The 18,721-nt window shown below is 65.3% G+C and carries 16 protein-coding genes; 13 read left to right on the forward strand and 3 right to left on the reverse strand.

Translation table 11 applies throughout. From position 1 onward, the window contains the following. Positions 1 to 65: 65 nt before the first annotated feature. The 4 genes from ispG to F8D48_RS11840 all read left to right on the forward strand — a co-directional run bounded on the left by ispG (position 66) and on the right by F8D48_RS11840 (position 4,632). A complete protein-coding gene (ispG, locus tag F8D48_RS00540; RefSeq protein WP_151429523.1) occupies positions 66 to 1,190 on the forward strand; it encodes a flavodoxin-dependent (E)-4-hydroxy-3-methylbut-2-enyl-diphosphate synthase in 1,125 nt (374 codons plus the stop codon). Then, positions 1,187 to 2,947: a proline--tRNA ligase gene (locus F8D48_RS00545; protein WP_151429524.1), complete on the forward strand. Its 1,761-nt coding sequence runs from the start codon at positions 1,187 to 1,189 to the stop codon at positions 2,945 to 2,947. The genes ispG and F8D48_RS00545 overlap by 4 nt, the downstream gene beginning before the upstream one ends. Before the next feature lie 259 nt (positions 2,948 to 3,206). After that, positions 3,207 to 3,821: a helix-turn-helix transcriptional regulator gene (locus F8D48_RS00550; protein ID WP_170272669.1), complete on the forward strand. Its 615-nt coding sequence runs from the start codon at positions 3,207 to 3,209 to the stop codon at positions 3,819 to 3,821. Between the two features lie 292 nt (positions 3,822 to 4,113). Further along, positions 4,114 to 4,632, forward strand: coding sequence for a hypothetical protein (locus F8D48_RS11840; protein WP_240806149.1), 519 nt, complete (start codon positions 4,114 to 4,116; stop codon positions 4,630 to 4,632). Positions 4,633 to 4,873: 241 nt separating this feature from the next. On the opposite strand, the gene F8D48_RS00560 is transcribed toward F8D48_RS11840, so the two are convergent. After that, on the reverse strand, positions 4,874 to 6,295 hold the full coding sequence (locus F8D48_RS00560) for an FAD-binding protein (RefSeq protein WP_240806150.1): 1,422 nt from the start codon (positions 6,293 to 6,295) through the stop codon (positions 4,874 to 4,876). Positions 6,296 to 6,312: 17 nt separating this feature from the next. Here F8D48_RS00560 and F8D48_RS11845 point away from each other — a divergent pair, with 17 nt between their 5' ends. The 6 genes from F8D48_RS11845 to F8D48_RS00590 all read left to right on the forward strand — a co-directional run bounded on the left by F8D48_RS11845 (position 6,313) and on the right by F8D48_RS00590 (position 11,555). Then, a complete protein-coding gene (locus F8D48_RS11845; RefSeq protein WP_240806151.1) occupies positions 6,313 to 6,675 on the forward strand; it encodes a response regulator transcription factor in 363 nt (120 codons plus the stop codon). 166 nt (positions 6,676 to 6,841) lie between these two features. Further along, positions 6,842 to 7,594 (forward strand): 23S rRNA (guanosine(2251)-2'-O)-methyltransferase RlmB, encoded by a 753-nt coding sequence (rlmB, locus tag F8D48_RS00570; protein WP_151429526.1) that lies wholly within the window; start codon positions 6,842 to 6,844, stop codon positions 7,592 to 7,594. A 15-nt stretch (positions 7,595 to 7,609) separates the two neighbouring features. Beyond that, on the forward strand, positions 7,610 to 8,152 hold the full coding sequence (locus tag F8D48_RS00575; protein ID WP_151429527.1) for an NYN domain-containing protein: 543 nt from the start codon (positions 7,610 to 7,612) through the stop codon (positions 8,150 to 8,152). 204 nt (positions 8,153 to 8,356) lie between these two features. Then, positions 8,357 to 9,325 carry a helix-turn-helix domain-containing protein gene (locus F8D48_RS00580; protein WP_151429528.1) on the forward strand — a complete coding sequence of 323 codons (969 nt, stop codon included), beginning with the start codon at positions 8,357 to 8,359 and terminating at the stop codon, positions 9,323 to 9,325. Between the two features lie 377 nt (positions 9,326 to 9,702). Continuing rightward, positions 9,703 to 10,626 (forward strand): helix-turn-helix domain-containing protein, encoded by a 924-nt coding sequence (locus F8D48_RS00585; protein WP_240806152.1) that lies wholly within the window; start codon positions 9,703 to 9,705, stop codon positions 10,624 to 10,626. Continuing rightward, complete coding sequence (locus tag F8D48_RS00590; protein ID WP_151429529.1) at positions 10,623 to 11,555, forward strand: DUF4097 family beta strand repeat-containing protein; 933 nt, start codon at positions 10,623 to 10,625, stop codon at positions 11,553 to 11,555. Before F8D48_RS00585 ends, F8D48_RS00590 begins: the two co-directional genes overlap by 4 nt. 255 nt (positions 11,556 to 11,810) lie before the next feature. Here the strand turns inward: F8D48_RS00590 and F8D48_RS00595 are convergent, their stop codons facing one another. Both F8D48_RS00595 and F8D48_RS00600 read right to left on the reverse strand, forming a co-directional pair. Then, positions 11,811 to 13,223 (reverse strand): S1C family serine protease, encoded by a 1,413-nt coding sequence (locus F8D48_RS00595; protein WP_151429530.1) that lies wholly within the window; start codon positions 13,221 to 13,223, stop codon positions 11,811 to 11,813. Positions 13,224 to 13,507: 284 nt separating this feature from the next. Next, a complete protein-coding gene (locus tag F8D48_RS00600; protein WP_151429531.1) occupies positions 13,508 to 15,154 on the reverse strand; it encodes a LuxR C-terminal-related transcriptional regulator in 1,647 nt (548 codons plus the stop codon). A gap of 154 nt (positions 15,155 to 15,308) precedes the next feature. On the opposite strand from F8D48_RS00600, the gene F8D48_RS00605 reads away from it, so the two are divergent. From F8D48_RS00605 to F8D48_RS00615, 3 genes are read left to right on the forward strand one after another with little or no spacing between them, the layout of a single operon-like run. Then, positions 15,309 to 15,938: a molecular chaperone TorD family protein gene (locus tag F8D48_RS00605; protein WP_151429532.1), complete on the forward strand. Its 630-nt coding sequence runs from the start codon at positions 15,309 to 15,311 to the stop codon at positions 15,936 to 15,938. A gap of 58 nt (positions 15,939 to 15,996) precedes the next feature. Next, the gene (locus tag F8D48_RS00610) at positions 15,997 to 18,180 is read left to right on the forward strand and encodes a molybdopterin-containing oxidoreductase family protein (RefSeq protein ID WP_151429577.1); all 2,184 of its coding nucleotides are present in this window, start codon (positions 15,997 to 15,999) and stop codon (positions 18,178 to 18,180) included. Beyond that, entirely contained in the window at positions 18,180 to 18,716 is a 537-nt protein-coding gene (locus F8D48_RS00615) for a 4Fe-4S dicluster domain-containing protein (RefSeq protein ID WP_135971220.1), read from the forward strand. The genes F8D48_RS00610 and F8D48_RS00615 overlap by 1 nt, the downstream gene beginning before the upstream one ends. Positions 18,717 to 18,721: the final 5 nt, after the last annotated feature.

Consider the following 18,721-nt stretch of genomic DNA (forward strand, 5'->3'; position numbering starts at 1 on the left):
GGCCTGCGGGCCGTCCTCGGCTTTATAATAGATAGAACTAGTTTCGTTCTCAGTAAGGAACGCCTATGAGTGATGCGTTAAAGCCCTGTGCTGCCGGGGCTGTTTCGACGGCTGCGGCTGGCAATAAGCCTTGCAAGCCCCACGCCCGCACGCGCCGCGTGATGGTGGGCACGGTTCCCGTGGGCGGCGGGGCGCCGGTGGCGGTGCAGAGCATGTTGAATGCCCCGGCCGACGACGTGGAGGCCAACCTCGCGCAGATAGAGGCGCTGGCGGAGGCCGGCTGCGAGATCGTGCGCATGGCCATCCCGCGCCGCAACTGCCTGGACGCTTTCGAGGCCGTGTGCGCCGCGTCACCTCTGCCCGTGGTGGCCGATATCCACTTCGACGCGCGCATCGCCATCGAGGCGGCTCGGCGCGGGGCGGCGAAGCTGCGCATCAACCCGGGCAACATCGGGGGCCTGGAGGCCACGCGCGAGGTGATCGCCGCGGCCCGTGCGGCGGGCATCCCCATTCGCATCGGGGTGAACGCTGGCTCGCTCGATGATGCCCTTGCGGCCCGCGATGACCTCACGCTGCCCGAGAAGCTGGCGGCTTCGGCTGTCGAGTACGTGCGCTTCTTCGAGGACGAGTGCGACTTCCGCGATATCGTGGTGTCGGCCAAGGCCCACGACGTGCAGACCACCATCGACACGTACCGCCTGCTGGCCTCTGCGTTGCCGCAGGTGCCGCTGCACATCGGCGTCACCGAGGCGGGCACGGCCTTCCAGGGCATCATCAAAAGCGCCTGCGGCCTGGGAGTTCTTCTGGAAGAGGGCATTGGCGACACCATGCGCATCTCGCTCACCGACGACCCGGTGGTGGAGGTGCGGGCCTGCTGGACGCTGCTGGGCTCGTTGGATCTGCGCCGCCGCGTCCCCGAACTCATCAGCTGCCCTACCTGCGGCCGTTGCCAGGTGAACCTCATCGGCCTGGCGCGCGAGGTGGAAGAGCGTCTCGCTACCGTGAGCAAGCCGGTGAAGGTGGCCGTCATGGGTTGTGTGGTGAATGGCCCCGGCGAAGCCGCCGATGCCGATATTGGGGTGGCCTGCGGCGCAGGCTCCGGGGTTGTTTTCTCCCATGGTAAAATCGTTCGCAAAGTGCAAGAGGCGGAAATCGTTTCCGCCCTGATGGAAGAGTTGGAGAACCTATGATTCAAATCCTGCGCATGAGCAATCTGTACGCCCCCACCCTGAAGGAAGACCCGTCGGACGCCGACATCGCCAGCGCTCGCCTGCTGCTGCGGGCCGGCATGCTGCGCAAGACCGCCTCGGGCGTGTACACGTTCTTGCCGCTGGGCTGGCGCGTGCTCCGCAAGATCGAGGATATCGTGCGCGAGGAAATGGACGCCGCCGGTGCCCAGGAGATTCTCATGCCGGCCCTGCAGCCGGCGAAGCTGTGGCACGAGAGCGGCCGCTGGGACGATTACGGCCCGGAGCTCATGCGTCTGACCGACCGCCACGACAACGAGTTCTGCCTCGGGCCCACCCATGAGGAGCTCATCGTGGACTTGGTGCGCAACGAGCTGCGCTCCTACAAGGAGCTGCCGGTGAACCTGTACCAGATTCAGACGAAGTACCGCGACGAGATTCGCCCCCGCTTCGGCCTTCTGCGTTCCCGCGAGTTCATCATGAAGGACGCCTACAGCTTCAACGCCTCTCAGGAATCGGTGCAGGAAACCTACGACGCCATGGGCGAGGCCTACAAGAAGATCTGCGACCGCTGTGGTTTGGAGTGGCGCGAGGTGGAAGCCGACGGCGGCCAGATCGGCGGCAGCGTGACCGCCGAGTTCATGGCCCTGGCGGAATCGGGCGAGGCCGAGCTGGTGTACTGCTCCTGCGGCTATGCGGCCGATGCCGAGGCTGGTGCCTGCCTGGCCCGCCCCACGCTATACGAGGTGGATGCCATGGCGAAGATTGCCACGCCCGGCGTGCACACCATCGCCGAGCTGGCCGCGTTCCTGGACATCCCCGAGTCCTCCACGGTGAAGGCCCTTTCGGGCAAGGACGCCGAGGGCAATCTCGTGTGCCTGTTCATCCCCGGCGACCACGAGCTGAACGAGCTGAAGATCGAAGGCGTGGTGCCCGGATTTGCGCTGCTGACCGATGAGGAGATGAAGGACTTCGGTCTGTGCAAGGGTTCCATGGGCCCGGTGGGGCTGCCCGAGAGCGCGCGTGTTATCGCGTGCGCGAGCCTGCAGGCGGTGCCCCAGTGGGTGGTCGGCGCCAACGAGGACGGCTTCCACTATGTGGGCGCCCGCCTCGGTGAGGACTTCTCGGTGGACGAGTGGGCCGACCTGTCTACGGTCAAGCCCGGTGATGGCTGCTCCGAGTGCGGGCTGCCCCTCGATGGGGCCCGCGGCATCGAGGTGGCCCAGATCTTCCAGCTGGGCGATAAGTACTCCCGCGCCATGGGCGCCACGTTCATGGACGAGGAGGGCAACGAGGTCCCCTTCTTCATGGGCTGCTACGGCGTGGGCATTTCCCGCACCATGGCCGCCATCGTGGAGCAGCACTACGATGATCACGGCATCATGTGGCCGCCGTCGGTGGCTCCGGCCCAGGTGTGCGTGGTGCCGCTGACCGTGGGCGACGACGAGGTACAGCCCATGGCCGAGAAGATCGCGCGAGATTTGGCCGAGATCGGCTTCGAGGTGGTCGTCGACGACCGCGACGAGCGCGCCGGTGTGAAGTTCAACGACGCCGATCTCATCGGCTGGCCCGTGCAGATTGTCGTGGGCAAGCGCGGCCTGAAGGAAAACAAGGTGGAAGTGAAGCTGCGCCGCACCGGCGAGAAGAAGGACGTGTCGCTGGACGTGTTGGCTGAGCTCATGGGCTTCGCCCGCCGCGCCATGCGCAACAACACCCATACGGGTGCTGGCTACGGCAGCTTCGACGCCATTTTCGGCTAGGAGCGAGGCTTTTCAATCAGAGGGAGGCCCCGGAAGGCAGCCTATGCTTTCCGGGGCCTTTCTTGTTTCGCGCCGAAAGGACGCGAGCCGCACCGAATGGATGCGAAATCTCTGCGCGTCGAATGATGTAAAGCACCAGTTCAGAACCCCTGTCAAAGACTTTTGGCAGGGGTTTTTCATTGGATGGGGGGCCATGTCAAAGAGTTTTGGTGGTAGGGTGGCACCCGTCATGTCACTCTGATTGCGAAAGGACGGAACAGTGGAGCTGAAGGAATCGTTGAAGGAGCATCGGGCCCGCCTCGGTCTGTCTCAGGAAGAATTGGCGGAGCGCATTTTCGTGTCGCGCCAGACCATATCGAACTGGGAGACTGACCGAACCTATCCCGATGTGCAGAGCCTTCTGTTGCTAAGCGAGCTGTTCGAGACGTCCATCGACGAACTCGTGAAAGGAGACGTGGCAACTATGGAGAAGACCATCAAGGAAACCTGGAAGACGATGCAGAATTGGGCGCTGGCCGCCTGGGGCTTGGTGGCCGTAGGATTCATCTGCCTGATTGTGGGATTCCTGCTGCCGACGGGCCCCTCGTCGCTGGCGGCCAACTGCACCGAGGGCGAGGTGCTGGGCATCGTGCTGTTCGTGGCCTTCTGGGTCATGGGCCTTATCGTTATCAACAAGGTGGAGATCATGAAGAAGCAGAACGACCTGGTGACTTACCGGGAGATTGTCGCTTTTTCCAAGGGCGAGGACATAGAGGCTGACGAGCAGGCATTCAGCCGCCGTCACCCGGCGCTTTCCAACGGCCTGAAGCTGTCGGTGAGTGCGATTTCAGGCTTCGTGGTGATGTATGTGGTGATGAAGATATTTATGGGCTAGGTGGTTGCCGGGCGACTGCTGCAGTGTGGTGAGGCGGTCGAGGCCCGTTGCCGGCGCAGAGTCGCGTGCCGCTGCCTGCGGGCTCGGCCAAGGGGCACCGTGCCGTCCTTGGGCGCATCTGCGGCTCCGTGTCGCCATCTGCGACGCGGCTGAGGCGAGCGGCCGATGAATATGACCGAGGCAATCATCTTCTGACGGGGCGGTAACGCTGTCGGCCTTTGGGGTGCGGGGCCTGCGGAGGGTCGTATAGTGGAAGGCGCGAAACCGCCACCGAGATAAGGGAGGCCCGATCATGACAACGATTGCCGACGGACTGAAGGATGTGTTCCTGGCCGGTGTGGGCGCCATGGCCCTAGGGGCTGAAAAGACCCAGGAGCTGGTAGAGCAGCTCATCGCCAAGGGCGAGATCACCGTGGAGCAGGGCAAGGAGATCAACTCCGAGGTGCTGAAGCGGGCTCAGGCCACGGCCGAGCGCGTGGGCCAGCAGGCTCAGGCCGCGGCCGACGAGGCGGCCCATCAGGCGAAAGTGGTCGCCAGCCACCTGGGCGATCAGGCCAAGACTGCCTCCGAGCTGGCGAAGGAGCAGGCCGAGGCCGCGGTGTCCATGGCCCGCTCTCAGACCGAGATGGCCGCCGATGCCGTTCAGAAGGCGGCCGGGGAGGCCAGGAAGGATTCCGCCGACTTCGCCGCCGCTTTGAAGCACGACGTGCTGGAGGCCCAGATGGCTGCCATGACGCCGGAGGAGCGCACCGCGTTCGCGGCCAAGGCCGCCGAGATCGCCGCTCGCGATGCAGGCGCGAAGGCAGAGTAGCTGTTGGAGTCGCTTCTTCTCGGTATTGTACTGAGCCCCGAATTGACGATGTGAACGGCACAACCGTTAAAACGGGGCGGGAAATGAGCCGTAAAGCCGATAATGGGCGTAGAAGCGGGCTCGAATTTCCGCTTCGCACGGCACAACCGTCAGTTTGAGGCGGAAAAGGATTTGGAACGAAAAAAGGGAACCCACGCGATGCGGGTTCCCTTTTTGGGAGGGGAGGCGTGTTCGGGGCGGCCTACCAGGTGCCGTTGTGCAGGTTCTTGCCCAGCAGGTAGCCGAAGGTGGTGCAGGGGCCGCCCAGGTTGATGCCCGGCACGTGGTAGTCGTACACGTCGCCGTACATGTCGCCGACCACGGTGCCCACGCCGTACAGGCCGGGGATGGGGTCGTTGTTCGCGTCGCACACGTGCATCTGGATGTCGGTGTTCAGACCGCCGGTGATGCACAGCGTGTAGGGCTCGTTGCGGATGCCGTAGAAGGGCGGCTGGGTGACGGGCAGCAGGAAGCGCTTGTCCTTATGGAACTCGTCGTCGAGCCCGGTCTCGCAGTAGCCGTTGTAGCGCTCCACCTGGGCGAGGAAGGCCTCGCGGGGCAGACCCAGGCCGTCAGCCAGCTCTTCCAGGGTATCGGCCTTCACGGCGGTTTCGGCCATGGTGGCATCGAAGCCGGCGTACTCGTCAGTGGTGGTCCAGTCGGTGTTGGGATTGAAGAGCATCTCGATGGCGTCCTTCACCTCCTGGGTGTCGCGGGGCTCCCCGCCGATGCGGTCGCCCTGCCACGGGGCCGAGGCGTCTACCCAGTTGGCGTCCCAGATGAGGAAGGCACACCCGTCGGGCTGCACGCGCTGGGGGTAGGGCATGTAGCCGTAGGTGCAGTTCTCGTTGGAGTAGCGCACGCCCTTGTTGTTCACGAGCAGGCCGGGGAAGGTGGTCAGCGCGCCTTCCGCCCACCAGCGGCAGGGGAGCACCTCATCGCCCATGGTGGCGAGCATGGGGGCGTTGGGGGTGTACTTCTGCCAGGCAGCGCCGATCCACAGGGCCAGCTTCAGGCCGCTGCCGTCGTACACGCCGCCGTTGCCGAAGGGCAGGGCGATGGGGCAGTACTTCGCCACCATGTCCCTGTCCTGGGAGAAGTCGCCCGTGGCCAGCACCACGCCCTTCGAGGCCACGTAGCGCACCAGCCCGTTCTCGCCCTCGGCCACACAGCCCGTGACGCGGCCGGTGTTGTCGTCCTCGCGGTCGAGCTGTACGGCGGTGGTGTTGTAGAACACGCGGCCGCCGCCCTTCTGGATTTCCTCGGACAGGGCCTCCACGACCACCTGCTGGGAGGCGCCGGCGGCCTGGGCGCCCTCGGCCACGAAGGAATGGGACACGTTCAGGGTCTTCGGCGGACCGCCGTCCCACCAGTTCTTGCCGCCGTCTTGCTGGTTGTTCTCGATAACGGCGGTGATGCCGTAGGGCTCCACCTTGTCCATGAGCCAGTTCATGGCGTTGCCGGACTCATCGTAGACGAGCCACCACTTGTCCTGGTCCAGGCGGAAGCTGTTGGCGGCGAAGATCTCCTGGAAGATGGGCTCGATCTCCTCGCGGCTGTAGTCCATGCCCAGCTCATGGGTCAGGCGCGTGTTGAAGGCCGCGTTCGAGCCGCCGCGGGACACCGCCCGCGCTGGAGGCGATGAGCACCACGTCGGCGCCCTCTTCCACGGCGGGGTCGGCCTCGCCGTTCGGACGCCCGGCCCTCTTCGATGTGGGCGTGGGGGCGCTGTACTTCTTCACGTCGCACATGGTCATTCGCGCCCTGTATTATGTGGGCATCGACCGCACGCCCTGGGAGCTGACGGTCTTTTTATTCACGGTGGTTCTCTCCATCATTCTCGCCCTGGTGGCCCTGGGCCGCAGCGCCAAGTACATTTCGGAAGAGCTGATGGTGTCCTACAACACCACCCGCACCCACGTGCGCCACATCTACGAGAAGCTCAACATCCACAGCAAACAGGAGCTTATCGATCTGGTGCTCTTCGGCTCCGGCGTGATGTAGGGGTGCGCTCCCGTGACGCTTTGGCGCGGTTGGCGGGCCGGGCGCGGGTGCGGAGCTGGGCGCGTGGTACACTGCTGCGAACGAACAAAAGGCCCCCGAGCGGCCGTCCGGGTGCCGGCGCACGGCGCGGCGGAGGGCGGCGGCCCCAACCAACGAAAGCGAATCCATGGCTGATTTCATTGAAGGCAAGCGCCCGGTTATCGAGGCACTGCGCACTCACGTGCCCCTGAAGTACATCCTCATGGCTGATAACCTGAGTCAGGGCGACAGCATCGTGCGCGACATCCAGCGCAAGGCGAAGAATCGCAACATACCCATTAAGAAGGTGTCGAAGAAGAAGCTCGACGAAATTTCCGAGCGCGGCAGCCACCAGGGTGTCATGGCCGAGGCCGAACCCTTCGGCTACGTGAACGTGACCACCATTCTGGAGGCGGCGGCGAAGTCGGCCGAGGAGCACGACGGACGGGCGCTCATCGTGGTACTCGACCACATTACCGACGCCGGAAACCTGGGGGCCATCGCGCGCTCGGCCGAGTCGGTGGGCGCTGCGGGCATCATCATTCCGAACAAGCGGGCGGCCCGGGTGACGGCGGCCACCTACAAGAGCTCGGCCGGGGCCATCTCGCACATTCCCGTGAGCCAGGTGGCAAACATTACGAGTACTCTGGACCGCCTGAAGGAAGAGGGCTTCTGGGTGGCCGCTGCCACCGAGCACGCGAGCGACTATATTTGGAATACGAACCTGAAGGGCAAGATCGTGCTCGTGATGGGCAACGAGGGCGAGGGCGTGTCGCGCCTGGTGCTGGAAAGCTGCGACTTCGGTGTGAAGCTGCCCCAGGTGGGCGAGATCTCCAGCCTGAACGTGGCCCAAGCCTCCACCGCCTGCATGTACGAGTGGCTTAGGCAAAATTGGGCCTAGCTTGCGGGTGGGAATGTGGCGAAGCAACGGAAGAAACTGCTGATCGTCGATGGGTACAACGTGCTGCGGTCGGGCAGCCGGTACCGGTGGCAGCCGCGGGCCGATGAGGACTACACCGACGACTTCTTCAACACGGCGCGCGAGCGGCTCATCAACGATGTGGTGAACTTCGCGGGGCGCGACATGGGCGCTGTCATCGTGTTCGACGCGGGCGACAACGAACTTTCCCAGGGCAGCCGCACCAAGGTGGGCGGCGTGGATGTGGTCTTCTCGCCGGCGGGGCAGTCGGCCGACAAGGTGATCGAGAAGCTGGCCTACGATGCCGGCAAGCGCGGCGTGGAGACCATGGTGGTCACGAGCGACGCCGCCATCCAGGACACGGTGTTCGGCGGCGGCGTGGATCGCATGAGCGCCGAGGGGTTCTCCCATGAGATGGGCGAGTATTACGAGGACGCGCGGCTCGACGACACCCCGAAGGTGGCCCCCAAGCGCACCGTGGCCGATCGCATTCCCGCCGGCACCTTGGCGAAGCTGAAGGCCCTGCGCGACAAGAAGTAGATGGCGGCCGGCTGGCATCGTGGTGTTCGGCGGTGGGCCCCTTCGGCAGTATTCGCGCAAGAGAGGACGGTGTTTTCCCAGGTCAAGCATTCCGCAACCAATAATTGCGGGAAATGACAACGGGAATTGGTCGCGCGGGCGGCGGCGTTTCGGTAGGCTCGAAGGCAGTCGAGGAAGGCAAACGCAGAAGAAAGGGACCACACCATGAACGTTGAGATTGCCGAGCGCCTGGCCGCGCGCCGCAAGCAGGCAGGGCTGTCCCAGGAGGCCCTGGCGGAGAAGCTGGGCGTGTCGCGCCAGGCCGTTTCCAAGTGGGAGCGGTCGGAGTCGTCGCCCGACACCGACAACCTCATTGCCCTGGCGAAGCTGTACGGGGTGTCGTTGGACGAGCTGCTGTACGTAGACGACGCCATTGCCGACGATGTGGCCTTCGAGGCGGCCGACCGGGCCGCGGGGCACCGGGGCGCGGCGGGCGCGGTGGCTGGCGGGAGCACGGTGGGTGCGGTGCCCACGACCGCCGATGCCGCTGGCGGCGCAGGCGAACCTGCGGCCGATGTCCGCGACAACGTGTCGTTCGGCCTCGATGGGATCAACGTCGAAGAGGAGGGGCGGGGCCACGTGCATGTGGGACCCGACGGCATTCGCGTGAACGACGGCAAGGATCACGTGCTGGTGAGCTGGGCCGACGGCGTGCACGTGCGCGACCGCTACGGCCAGGAGGTGCACGTGGGCTGGGACGGCGTGCGTGTGAACACCACCGAGCCCGGGGCCGCCGACCACATCTTCGAGCACGCCTCCTTCGACGACATCGATTCCGACTTCGCCAAGCGGTGGATGAAGTTTCCCTTCTGGGGCATCGTGCTGGCAGCCTACCTGCTGCTCGGCCTGGTGAGCGGCGCGTGGTGGCAGGGGCTGTTCTTGCTGTTCCTCATTCCCGTGTACTACATCGTGGGCGCGGCCATCGTGTCGCGCCGCGTGGCGCCCATGCTCTGCGGCCTGTATCCCGTCGGCGCCACGGCGTGGTTCTTCTGGATGGCCTTCGTGGTGGGCCAGTGGCATCCCGCGTGGGTCATCTTCCTCACCATCCCACTTGCGGAGATGATCATCGTGAAAACCTCCGAGCGCTGGCACCGCCGCCGGAATTGCGAGGCCGTTGTCGAGGAGGTGTCTTAGACGCGTGCCGTGCCGACGGCTCGAAGGGGCGACGTTGCGCCGAAGCCGACCGTCGCCCTTCCCAAACGGGCCGCTGTTGCTCCGAGCGAGTCTCCGCTGCCTCGAGCGGGTTGCTGTCCCGCAGTCGGACGCCGCCGCCTTCCCTCAGCGCTTGGGCACCCCCGGTTCCTCGGAACACGGGGGCTTTTCTTTGGTATGCTGGTATCATTGAGAAAGTGATTGGCATTTTCCCAGGTGGCATATGGGGCAACCGCTGGTTGTCGCGGCAATGTTCCGCAGGATTTTGAAATTGACCACAAAGGGTGCTGGTGCAACTTCCGGGGAAACCATAGGGTGAAAGGCGAGACGTGACAACACGCAGGACACGAAAGGGAACCATGATGAACGTGGAGATCGCCCAACGCCTTGCCGAGCTGCGCCGCGAGCGCGGTTTCTCCCAAGAAGGCTTGGCCGAGCAGTTGGGGCTGTCGCGCCAGGCCGTTTCCAAATGGGAACGGGCCGAGTCGGCGCCCGATATGGGGAACCTCATTGCCTTGGCCGACTTGTACGGCGTGACGCTCGACGAGCTGTTGCGCGTGAGCCCCGAAGTTGAGGAAGACGTGCGCTACGAGTCGCAGGAGCGCGCCGAATCGGCCGAGAGCCAGGCGGCGGAAGCGGCCGAAGCGGCCCGCGCGGCGGCCGAGCGCGCCGAGACGGCAGCCGTGGCGGCCTCGGCGGCTGCCGAGAGCGATGGCGCCCAGAAGGTGGTCGTGGAGGTGAGCGCCCCGGCGCCGGGGGTCGGAGTGAGCGCGGGCGCCCGCGGAGTTGGTGCAGCCATGGGCGCTGGCTCGATGGCCGGCGGTATGCCCGGGGTTGCCGGTGCGCCTGCTGCGCCGCCGTATCCGCAGGTCGCTTCCCCCGGCGGACCGTCAGTGCCGGGCGGCATGCCGGGCGGGGTGATGCCCGGCTACGGCGCTCCGCAGGCTCCCGTGCCGCCAGTGGGGGCAGCACCCTTCGGGGGCTCAGCCCCAATTCCCCCGGCGGCTGCGGTACCCATTGCGCCGCCCGCGCCGCCCCAACCGAAAGACCCGCTGCGCAGCTTTCCCTACCCGCTGCTGTGCGCTGTGCTCTTCTTGCTGGCCGGTTTCTGCTTCGGATGGTGGCATCCGGGCTGGATCATCTTCCTTACTATTCCGTTCTACTACTGGATTGTGAGCACGCTGGAATCCGACCCCGCCTATCGCGAATGGGTCGTCGAGCGTGGGCGCGCGGCGCAGGATGCGGCCCGTGAAGACGCCTCGTCTGAGGGAGGTGCCCGATGAAGCTGGCGACGAGCACGTGGGTGAAGATCGCGCTCATCGGGCTTCTGTGCCTGGGTGTGTGCGGATGGCTCGGCGGCTGCGGGCGGGGTGGGTGGTTCGCGAGCTCGCCGCTGTGGCCCGGCGGTGTGCTGGGTTGTGCTGGCATCAACGCCGTAGATGGCGCGCTGTCCGGCCTGGCCCAGCTTGGCAACTACGAAACCACTACCGAGGGAACCCGCTTCGAGGCGGATGCCTCCGAGGTGAGCGCCATCGAGGTGAATTGGCTGGCCGGCTCGGGGCAGGTGCGGGTGGCACCCGATAGCGAGACGGGCGGCAAGGTGATCGTGGAGGAGACGGTGCGCGGTGGCTCGTGCCCCGTGATGGTGTGCGAGGTCGAAGACGGTACCCTGTCCGTTTCCTACATGGAGGGCCATGGAGGCCTGTCCGGATGCTCGCAGAGCTGGTTCGGCCAGAAGGACCTGACGGTCACGGTGCCCGCGTCCCTTGGCGAGAAGCTGGAGCTGTTCGGCTTGGAGGCGGCTTCGGGCCGCTATACCGTGGAGAATCTCAACTGTGGTGAGCTGGAGCTGGGCGTGGCCTCGGGCGAGGTGGATATGACGGGGCTTGCGGCCAAGCGCGCGGAGCTCAGCGTGGCGAGCGGTCGGGTGCGCGTCCAGGGTGCCATCACCGAGAACATCGGCCTCGACCAGGCATCGGGCGACGTGAGCCTCTCGCTGCCCGACGCAGCGCCTGCGGAGGTGACGGGCAGCATGGCCTCGGGCTCGCTGACGTTGGAGCTGCCCGCCGACACGCAGCTGGCGGCCGAGGTCGACAAGACGAGCGGCAACTTCAACAACGAGTTTGCGAACCAGGGAAATGGCAACGGAAAGCCGTGCAGCCTCTCTTTCACCATGATCAGCGGTGCCTTCACGGTGCGTCCCGCAGCTTAGGGGCGATGGGAACGGCAATTCGCCTCGGCGCCAGGACGTACGGGCCCGGATTGCGAGGAAAATGACGGTTCTCGTAGTTTCGGCGAGAGAGGTGCGGGCGTTTTCCCAGATCGCTTCTTCGACTCGCGGCGCTTTCGGCGAAAAGGCTACGAGAAACGGCATTTTCCTCGCATTTCAGCAAGCGCAAAAGGAAGTGCCCTCCGCGGAGGGCACTTCTGCGTTTCGGGCTTGGTTGGTGCGCGTTGGCTGTGCGGCTTAGCGCTGGCCGAAGAGGTCGTCCAGGTTCAGGCCGCGGCCGTCCTGGCCGTAGGGGTCGCCGTATCCGTAGCCGTTGCCGCCGTCCTGGCCGTAGCCGTAGCCGTCGCCCTGCTCGGGCATCGACTGCTCCAGCTGCTTCTTGGCCTCGGCTGCGGCCTTCTGGCTGGCGGCGTCATCGCCGAGGGTCACCTGGATTTCCTGCTCCTGGCCGTTGCGGTTCACGGTCAGCGTCACGGTGTCGCCCGGCTTCTCGCCGCGCACGGCCAGCATAAGGTCGCTCGCGCCTTCCACCTTCTCGCCGTTGAGGGCCGTGATGATGTCGCCCTCGGCCAGGCCCGCAGCCTCGGCGCCGGAGCCCTGGGCCACGCTGGCCACGTAGGCGCCGCTCTCGGCAGGCAGATTGTAGCTGCCGGCCATCTGGTCGTTCACCGTGGACAGGCTCACGCCGAGCTGGGCGTGGGTCGGGGTCTCGCCGGCGATGATCTGCTGGGCCAGGTTCACCGCATAGTTCGCGGGAATGGCGAAGCCCACGCCGGAGTAGTTGCCGGAATAGGAGGTGATCAGCGTGTTGATGCCGATGAGCTTGCCGTCGGCGTCCACCATGGCGCCGCCGGAGTTGCCCGGGTTGATGGCCGCATCGGTCTGGATCATGTTCGGGTAGATGGTGACCTCGCCCGATCCGCCGGCCTGGGCCGAGGTGCTGGCGTCCATGATCTGGGAACGGCTCGTGGCCGACACGATGCCCGTGGCCACCGACTGCTCCAGGCCGAAGGGAGCGCCCAGGGTCATAACCCACTGGCCCACGGTAAGGTCGTCGGAATTGCCGATCTCCATGGGGGTGAGGCCATTGGCGTCCTTGGCCTTCAGCACGGCCACGTCGGAGGACGGGTCGGCGCCCACCAGCTCGGCGTCGTAGGTGTTGCCCTCGATAGTCACCTTGAAGGCCTGGCCGCCGTCTACCACGTGGTTGTTGGTGATGAGGTAGCCGTCCTGGGTCATCACGACGCCGGAACCGGTGCCCATGGCCTGGAGCTGGCCGCCCGCATCGGCGTAGGTTTCCACGAACACCACCGACGGCAGGCACTTGGCCGCCACGGCCTCGGCGAGGGTCTCGCCATTCTGGGGCGTGAGGGCCGCCTGGCTCATGGGGGCGGGCTCGTTCGCGGCCTCGGCGGTGGCGGGGTTGATGACGGCGCCGTTGATGCCGAGGGCCAGCATGCAGGCCATGGCCGCGCCGGCGAAGCCCGTGAGGAAGGTGCGGCTGCGCTTCGACTGGGCGCCGGGCACGGTCTCGGCCACCGACGCGGCCACCGAGCGGTCGATATCGAAGGCGGGGACGCTGTCCGCGATGAGCTCGGCGGGGCGAGCGTGGTTGCCGCGAGGAGAAGGATTCGTGTTGAAGTTCGTCATGATGGCTCCTTTTTGAAGGGGTCTGTCTTTTGCTGGAGCGCAGACTATCACGGCGAAACATGGAAGATCGGCTGCGGCAACCCCTCGTCATGCTCCCGACACGCAGATACACCAACGAGAGTAGTCCGCAGGGATGAGGGGGCCGCCCTTTCCCGGTGAGCATGGATCACTGTTCCGAAAGAGGGACGCCTGATAGAGCAAGGAGCCGGGACGCTCTTACCGGGCAAGAGCGTCCCGGTCTGCCTGGGGGCGGCCGCGCGCGACACGGCCGCGGCGCTGGCAATTCAGTACTTGTCCACGAGGTCGATGAGCTCCTGCTTGGAATGGATGCAGGTTTTCTCGAAGATGCGGCGGGTGTGGGTGCGGATGGTGGATTCCGATACGAACAGCGCCTCGGCGATAACCTTGGCGGAGCGGCCGCGGGCCAGGTAGGGGAGCACTTCGGCTTCCCGGCGCGTCAGGCCGTAATCCTCGGCGATGAGGGCGAAGACGGCCTCGTCGGGGGCATCGTCGGCTGGGGGCTCCTTTTCGGCGCCTGCAGCGTCGGTTGTGGCATTTGCCATGGCAGCTTCGGCATTTGCCGAGGCGATTTCGGCGCCTTCGGCTGAGAAAGTGCCATCGGTGCCGTTCTCGTTTGCGGACGGTTTGCTGCCGAGGTTCACGCAACCGTAGACGATGGCGGGGCCGGTCAGGGAGGGGGCAGGCTCCGCGTCGTCGTCATCCTCGGGAACCTCGAAGGACGGGTGCTTGGCGCTGTGCCAGAGAAACCACAAGAGCATGACCAGGAGATACACCGCCGCAATGCAGACGCCCACGATGGCACCGCTGGCTACCTCGGGTACGAGCATGACCAAATAGCCGATGCCAATGCCGATGAGCCGCGCCAGAATGGAGAAGGCGCGCACGAGGCCGCCCACCACGAAGCCAGATACAGCGAAGTCGTAGGCTGTAGCCGCCACCATGTACCAGATGATGACATCGAAGACGCCGTAGATGGCGCTCATGATGGCATTCAGGATCACCGGATGCACGGTCCAGAAGAAGGGAACGACGGCGAAGAGCGCGATAGAGACGGGAATGAGCAGCTGGTAGGTCCAGGACAGGTTGATGTGGCGTCGCGAAGCGATGACGAAGACGAGCAGCCCGAGGGCCGCGACCAAGTTCAGCACCAGGGGAAAGCCGTGGGCATCGGTGGCTGAATCCACGCTGAGCACAGCCGTTTCCCACATGAACCCGAACAGGCAGGAAAAGATGAGGGCAGCGATGATGAGCGGCACGAGGGAGGTGAGGGCGCTCAGATAGCGCCTCCCCTCCGCCTGGGGCTCGGGCTCGCAGGCATCATCGGCACGGCAGCGCGTAAGGCAGAGCAGCGAGATAACGGGCAGAGGCGCCATGAGCAGCACCGGTGGTACGGCGGCCAGCGATACTGCCAGGCTGATGCCCAGGAAGAGGACGGTGGTGAGGAAGAACGCCGCGGGCGCGTAGAGCACGGTGCGCGAAGGGTGCATGCGCCCGAGCACATCGGCCCAGCTTCCCCAGAAGTAGCCGTAGCCCACCCCGGCAAGGGCTGAGCCGGCCACGAGGGCGGCCACGAGACCGCCGCCTTCGAAACTGGCGCCTGCTAAATGGATGAGGGCGATACCGGCGATGATGGCGCCGCAGAATAGCCACGGGGAGAACTTCGCCAGGTTCTCCGGTGTGCGTTCCACGAGGGCCGAGATACTGAACAAAGTGGTCATGTTCGCGAGGAACGAGACGACCACCACCAAGGTGTTGAATTCCGGTGTGTCGGCGTTGCCGGTCAGCAAAATGGCGCTGCGGAAAGTGAGCATGCTGCACGCCCAGAAGAAGGCAAGGCCGAGATAGCGCAGCCGCAGAGAACGCGGGGATGACACATCGCCCGTGCGGGAGAACTCAATCATCGTTGCCATTGGCCCTCCCCTCCTCATACCATGCTCTATCTGGGCATTTGCTGGCGTGTCATCTATTATGACCGACTTGCTTTCAGGCAAATCATCAGAAACTGATGATATAGAGCGAGGCCGACGATTCTAGCATGGGTCGCCATCGAGAGGAGGTGCGATCATGCAGAAGCGGGCAAATTACGTGAGGGCCTTAGGAGCGTTGTTCGCGCTCTGGGGTGCCGATTATCCCGCAGCCTATGAAGGAGCTCAAGCGGCGGCGGTCGATGGCCTTGCCGCTCCCGCACCCCCCTCGGCGGCAGTGCGCCGCCGTCTTGAGGACGAGGTGCTCACCTTGGGGGCCCTGGCCGCAACCCTTCCCGTGGAATCTCTCTATAAGCCGTGGGCCTCTATGTCGGGAGGTGACGGGGGCGGCCCGGCGCAGTTCGGTGCCGCGCGGAACCTGCTGCTTGGAGACAGCGCCCAGCATATGCGCGCGCTCTACGATGGGCTGGAGTTGGAGGTTCCTCCCGCCTACGAGGCCATGCCCGACCATGTGGTCCTGCTGACCGAAGTAGCGTGCCTGTACGCAGAAGCGGGCAATGGCGAAGCGGTGCGCGCTCTGCTGGCCGACCACCTCGATTGGCTCAGCGCTTACGAGGAAGCCCTGGCAACCCGACTTGCGGCCCTCAAGGCACGTCCGTTGCCCGTGGCGCGGCATCACGATGAGCTGACGGCTGCCCTGGCCCACGGCCGCGAACTGACGGGGGCCCTGACCCGGGCGATTCACAATCTTTCCCAGAGCCTTCGGTAAAACGCCGAAGGGCTTCAGAGACAAGGAGAACGCAGACATGCAAGAGAAGGAGGCTTTAATGCGCTGCAATCCCACCAGGCGGACCTTTCTGAAGGGCACCGCCGCCACCGCCGCGCTGGCTGCCGTGGGCACCTGCTCGGTGGCCGCGTGGCAGGCCGAGCGGGCTGAGGCTGCCGGGGCGAAGACCCAGGGGGCGTCGCTGTGCAACGGCTGCTCAAGCAAGTGCGGTCTGGTCGCCACTACCCTCGATGGGCGCCTGTGGACCGTGGAGGGCATGGAAGAGCATCCCTATTCCAAGGGAACGCTGTGCGGTCGCGGTCACGGTACGGCCCAGTGGGCCTATTCCGATGGTCGCCTGACCCAGCCCATGAAGCGGGCCGAAGACGGCAGCTTCGCCCCCATCAGCTGGGACGATGCCTTTGCCGAGATCGGGGCCAAGGTGCAGGAGATCCTGGCTGAGGCGGGACCTGAGGCCCTGGCCATCGTTCAGGATCCCCGTCCCTCGGGCAAGTACTACAGCAAGCGCTTCATGAATGCGCTCGGTTCGGCCAATGTGTACACCCACGCCGCTGCCTGCAACCTGTCTAAGGAAAGTGGCATCCAGGAGGCCACGGGCGCATCGAACTATTCCGTGGATTTCCCGAACACCAAGATGGTGGTCTTCATCGGTCGCAGCTACGGCGATGGCATCCGCCCCTCGTCGGTGAAGAGCCTGGCCGGGGCTGCCGACAAGGGCGCTCGCGTGGTCATCGTGGATCCGCGCTTGAACAACACCGGCATCTTCGCCACCGATTGGGTGCCCATCAAGCCTGGCACCGACATCGCCCTTCTGCTGGGCATTGCCAACGTGCTGGTGACGAACGATTTGTATGACCACGAGTTCATCGAGCAGTTCACCGTGGGCTTCCCGGAGTTCGCGGCCCAGGTGGCCGAGTACACGCCGGCGTGGGCCGAGGGCATTTGCGACGTGCCGGCCGACACCATTGTGGAGCTGGCCGAGGCCCTGGCTGCCGCAGCGCCCGCCTGCGCCATCGAGCCCTCCTGGCGCGCGGCCTTCGGGTGCGCCTACCAGAACTCCTTCGAGACGGCCCGCGCGGTATGCGCCGTGAATGCGCTTCTGGGCTGCTGGGGTCAGAAGGGCGGCGCGCTCATCACCTCCTCGCCCAAGGCCGGCGATGTTGATCCGGCGAGGTTCCCCGAGGTGCCCAAGCCCGCGGCCAAGCGCGTGGGCGACGCCGAGTTCCCCCTTGCGCTGTCCGGCACCGGCACCAACCTGGCCGTGCTGAACGGCTGCAACGACGGCACCGTGCAGGGCGTGTTCTTCTACAACTCCAACGCGGTACAGGGCTATGCCCAGCCGGCGAAGTGGCGCGAGGCTCTGGCCAAGGCCAAGCTGGTGGTGACTATCGACGTGCAGATGAGCGAGACGGCCCTCGCCTCCGATTACGTGCTGCCCGAGTGCACCGTGCTCGAGCGTATGGAGCTGCCCGAGTTCATTGGCGGCAAGAAGCACTATGTGGCGCTGCGCACGCCGGTGATCGATCGCGTGCACCCCGAGACCAAGTCCTGTGACGAGATCTTCGTCGGCCTGGCCGAGGCCTGCGGCGTGGGGCAGTACTTCCCCTTCACCGTGGAGGAGCTGGCCGATGCCCAGCTGGCCACGGTGGGCACCTCCCTTGATGCGGTGCGCGAGGCCGGCATCGTGGAGTTGGCCGATCCGGGCTTCGAGTTCGGCACGCCCACGTTCAAGACTCCCACGGAGAAGTTCCAGTTCACCTCGGCGAAGGTGGCCGAAGCGGGCTTGAACCCGGTTATCGGCTATGTGCCGCGGCTGGTGGAGCCGGCGGCGGGGGAGTTCTCCCTTATCGGTGGCAAGCAGGGCATCCACTCCCACACCATGACGCTGAACCTGGAGGCCCTGAACGCCATTTCCCGCGAGTACCAGCTCGAGCGTTTATGGATGGCCGCCTCCGATGCCGCTGAGCTGGGCATTGCCGATGGCGACACGGTGGAGCTGTCCTCGAGCGAGGCTTCGGGTCGTGTGGCCGTCAAGGTGACCGAGCGCTTGAAACCCGGCGTGCTGTTCTTGCCCACGCACTACGGCAGCACGTCGCCCTATCTCACCCGCGCCCAGGGCTTCGGCCTGAACATGATGGACTTCATCCCGCTGCATCTCGAGCCCGCCGTGGGCTCCACCATGAGCCAGGAAGTGGCGGTTACGGTTAGGAAGGTGGAAGACTGATGACCCGCTATGGCATGCTCATCAATACGAAGAAGTGCGTCGGCTGCTATGCCTGCCGCATCGCCTGCCAGATGGTGAACGGCCTCGATCACGAGGAGGCGTTCATCAAGTTCGACGAGGTGGAGCAAGGCGCGTATCCCAACGTGTATGCGGAAGTGGTGCCGGTGCAGTGCATGCACTGCGAGGACGCCCCCTGCGAGGCCGTGTGCCCCACCCACGCTACCTACACCACCGATTCCGGCGTGGTGCTGGTGGACGAGGGCAAGTGCATCGGCTGCAAGTACTGCATGGCCGCCTGCCCCTACGGCGTGCGCGTGCAGATCGAAAAGACCGGCGTGATCGAGAAGTGCCGCTTCTGTTGGTACGAGGGCCAGCCGGGCAACCCGCCGCGCTGCGTGAACACCTGCGTCTCCGGTGCCCGCATCTTCGGTGACCTGGACGATCCCGAAAGCGAGATCTGCCGGGAGATCGCCCGCACGAACGCTCAGCCCCTGGCGAGCGACTTGACCGCCGCGAAAATCTACTACGTGAGGTGATGACC

The sequence above is a fragment of the Adlercreutzia muris genome (genome assembly GCF_008831045.1).
In the GTDB taxonomy this organism is placed as follows: Bacteria; Actinomycetota; Coriobacteriia; order Coriobacteriales; family Eggerthellaceae; genus Adlercreutzia; species Adlercreutzia muris.

Coding starts and splice junctions, on each gene's coding strand:
- ispG (WP_151429523.1), top strand. CDS start 66: ATGAGTGATGCGTTAAAGCCCTGTGCTGCCGGGGCTGTTTCGACGGCT.
- F8D48_RS00545 (WP_151429524.1), top strand. CDS start 1,187: ATGATTCAAATCCTGCGCATGAGCAATCTGTACGCCCCCACCCTGAAG.
- F8D48_RS11840 (WP_240806149.1), top strand. CDS start 4,114: ATGACAACGATTGCCGACGGACTGAAGGATGTGTTCCTGGCCGGTGTG.
- F8D48_RS11845 (WP_240806151.1), top strand. CDS start 6,313: ATGAGCACCACGTCGGCGCCCTCTTCCACGGCGGGGTCGGCCTCGCCG.
- rlmB (WP_151429526.1), top strand. CDS start 6,842: ATGGCTGATTTCATTGAAGGCAAGCGCCCGGTTATCGAGGCACTGCGC.
- F8D48_RS00580 (WP_151429528.1), top strand. CDS start 8,357: ATGAACGTTGAGATTGCCGAGCGCCTGGCCGCGCGCCGCAAGCAGGCA.
- F8D48_RS00585 (WP_240806152.1), top strand. CDS start 9,703: ATGATGAACGTGGAGATCGCCCAACGCCTTGCCGAGCTGCGCCGCGAG.
- F8D48_RS00590 (WP_151429529.1), top strand. CDS start 10,623: ATGAAGCTGGCGACGAGCACGTGGGTGAAGATCGCGCTCATCGGGCTT.
- F8D48_RS00595 (WP_151429530.1), bottom strand. CDS start 13,223: ATGACGAACTTCAACACGAATCCTTCTCCTCGCGGCAACCACGCTCGC.
- F8D48_RS00600 (WP_151429531.1), bottom strand. CDS start 15,154: ATGGCAACGATGATTGAGTTCTCCCGCACGGGCGATGTGTCATCCCCG.
- F8D48_RS00605 (WP_151429532.1), top strand. CDS start 15,309: ATGCAGAAGCGGGCAAATTACGTGAGGGCCTTAGGAGCGTTGTTCGCG.
- F8D48_RS00610 (WP_151429577.1), top strand. CDS start 15,997: ATGCGCTGCAATCCCACCAGGCGGACCTTTCTGAAGGGCACCGCCGCC.
- F8D48_RS00615 (WP_135971220.1), top strand. CDS start 18,180: ATGACCCGCTATGGCATGCTCATCAATACGAAGAAGTGCGTCGGCTGC.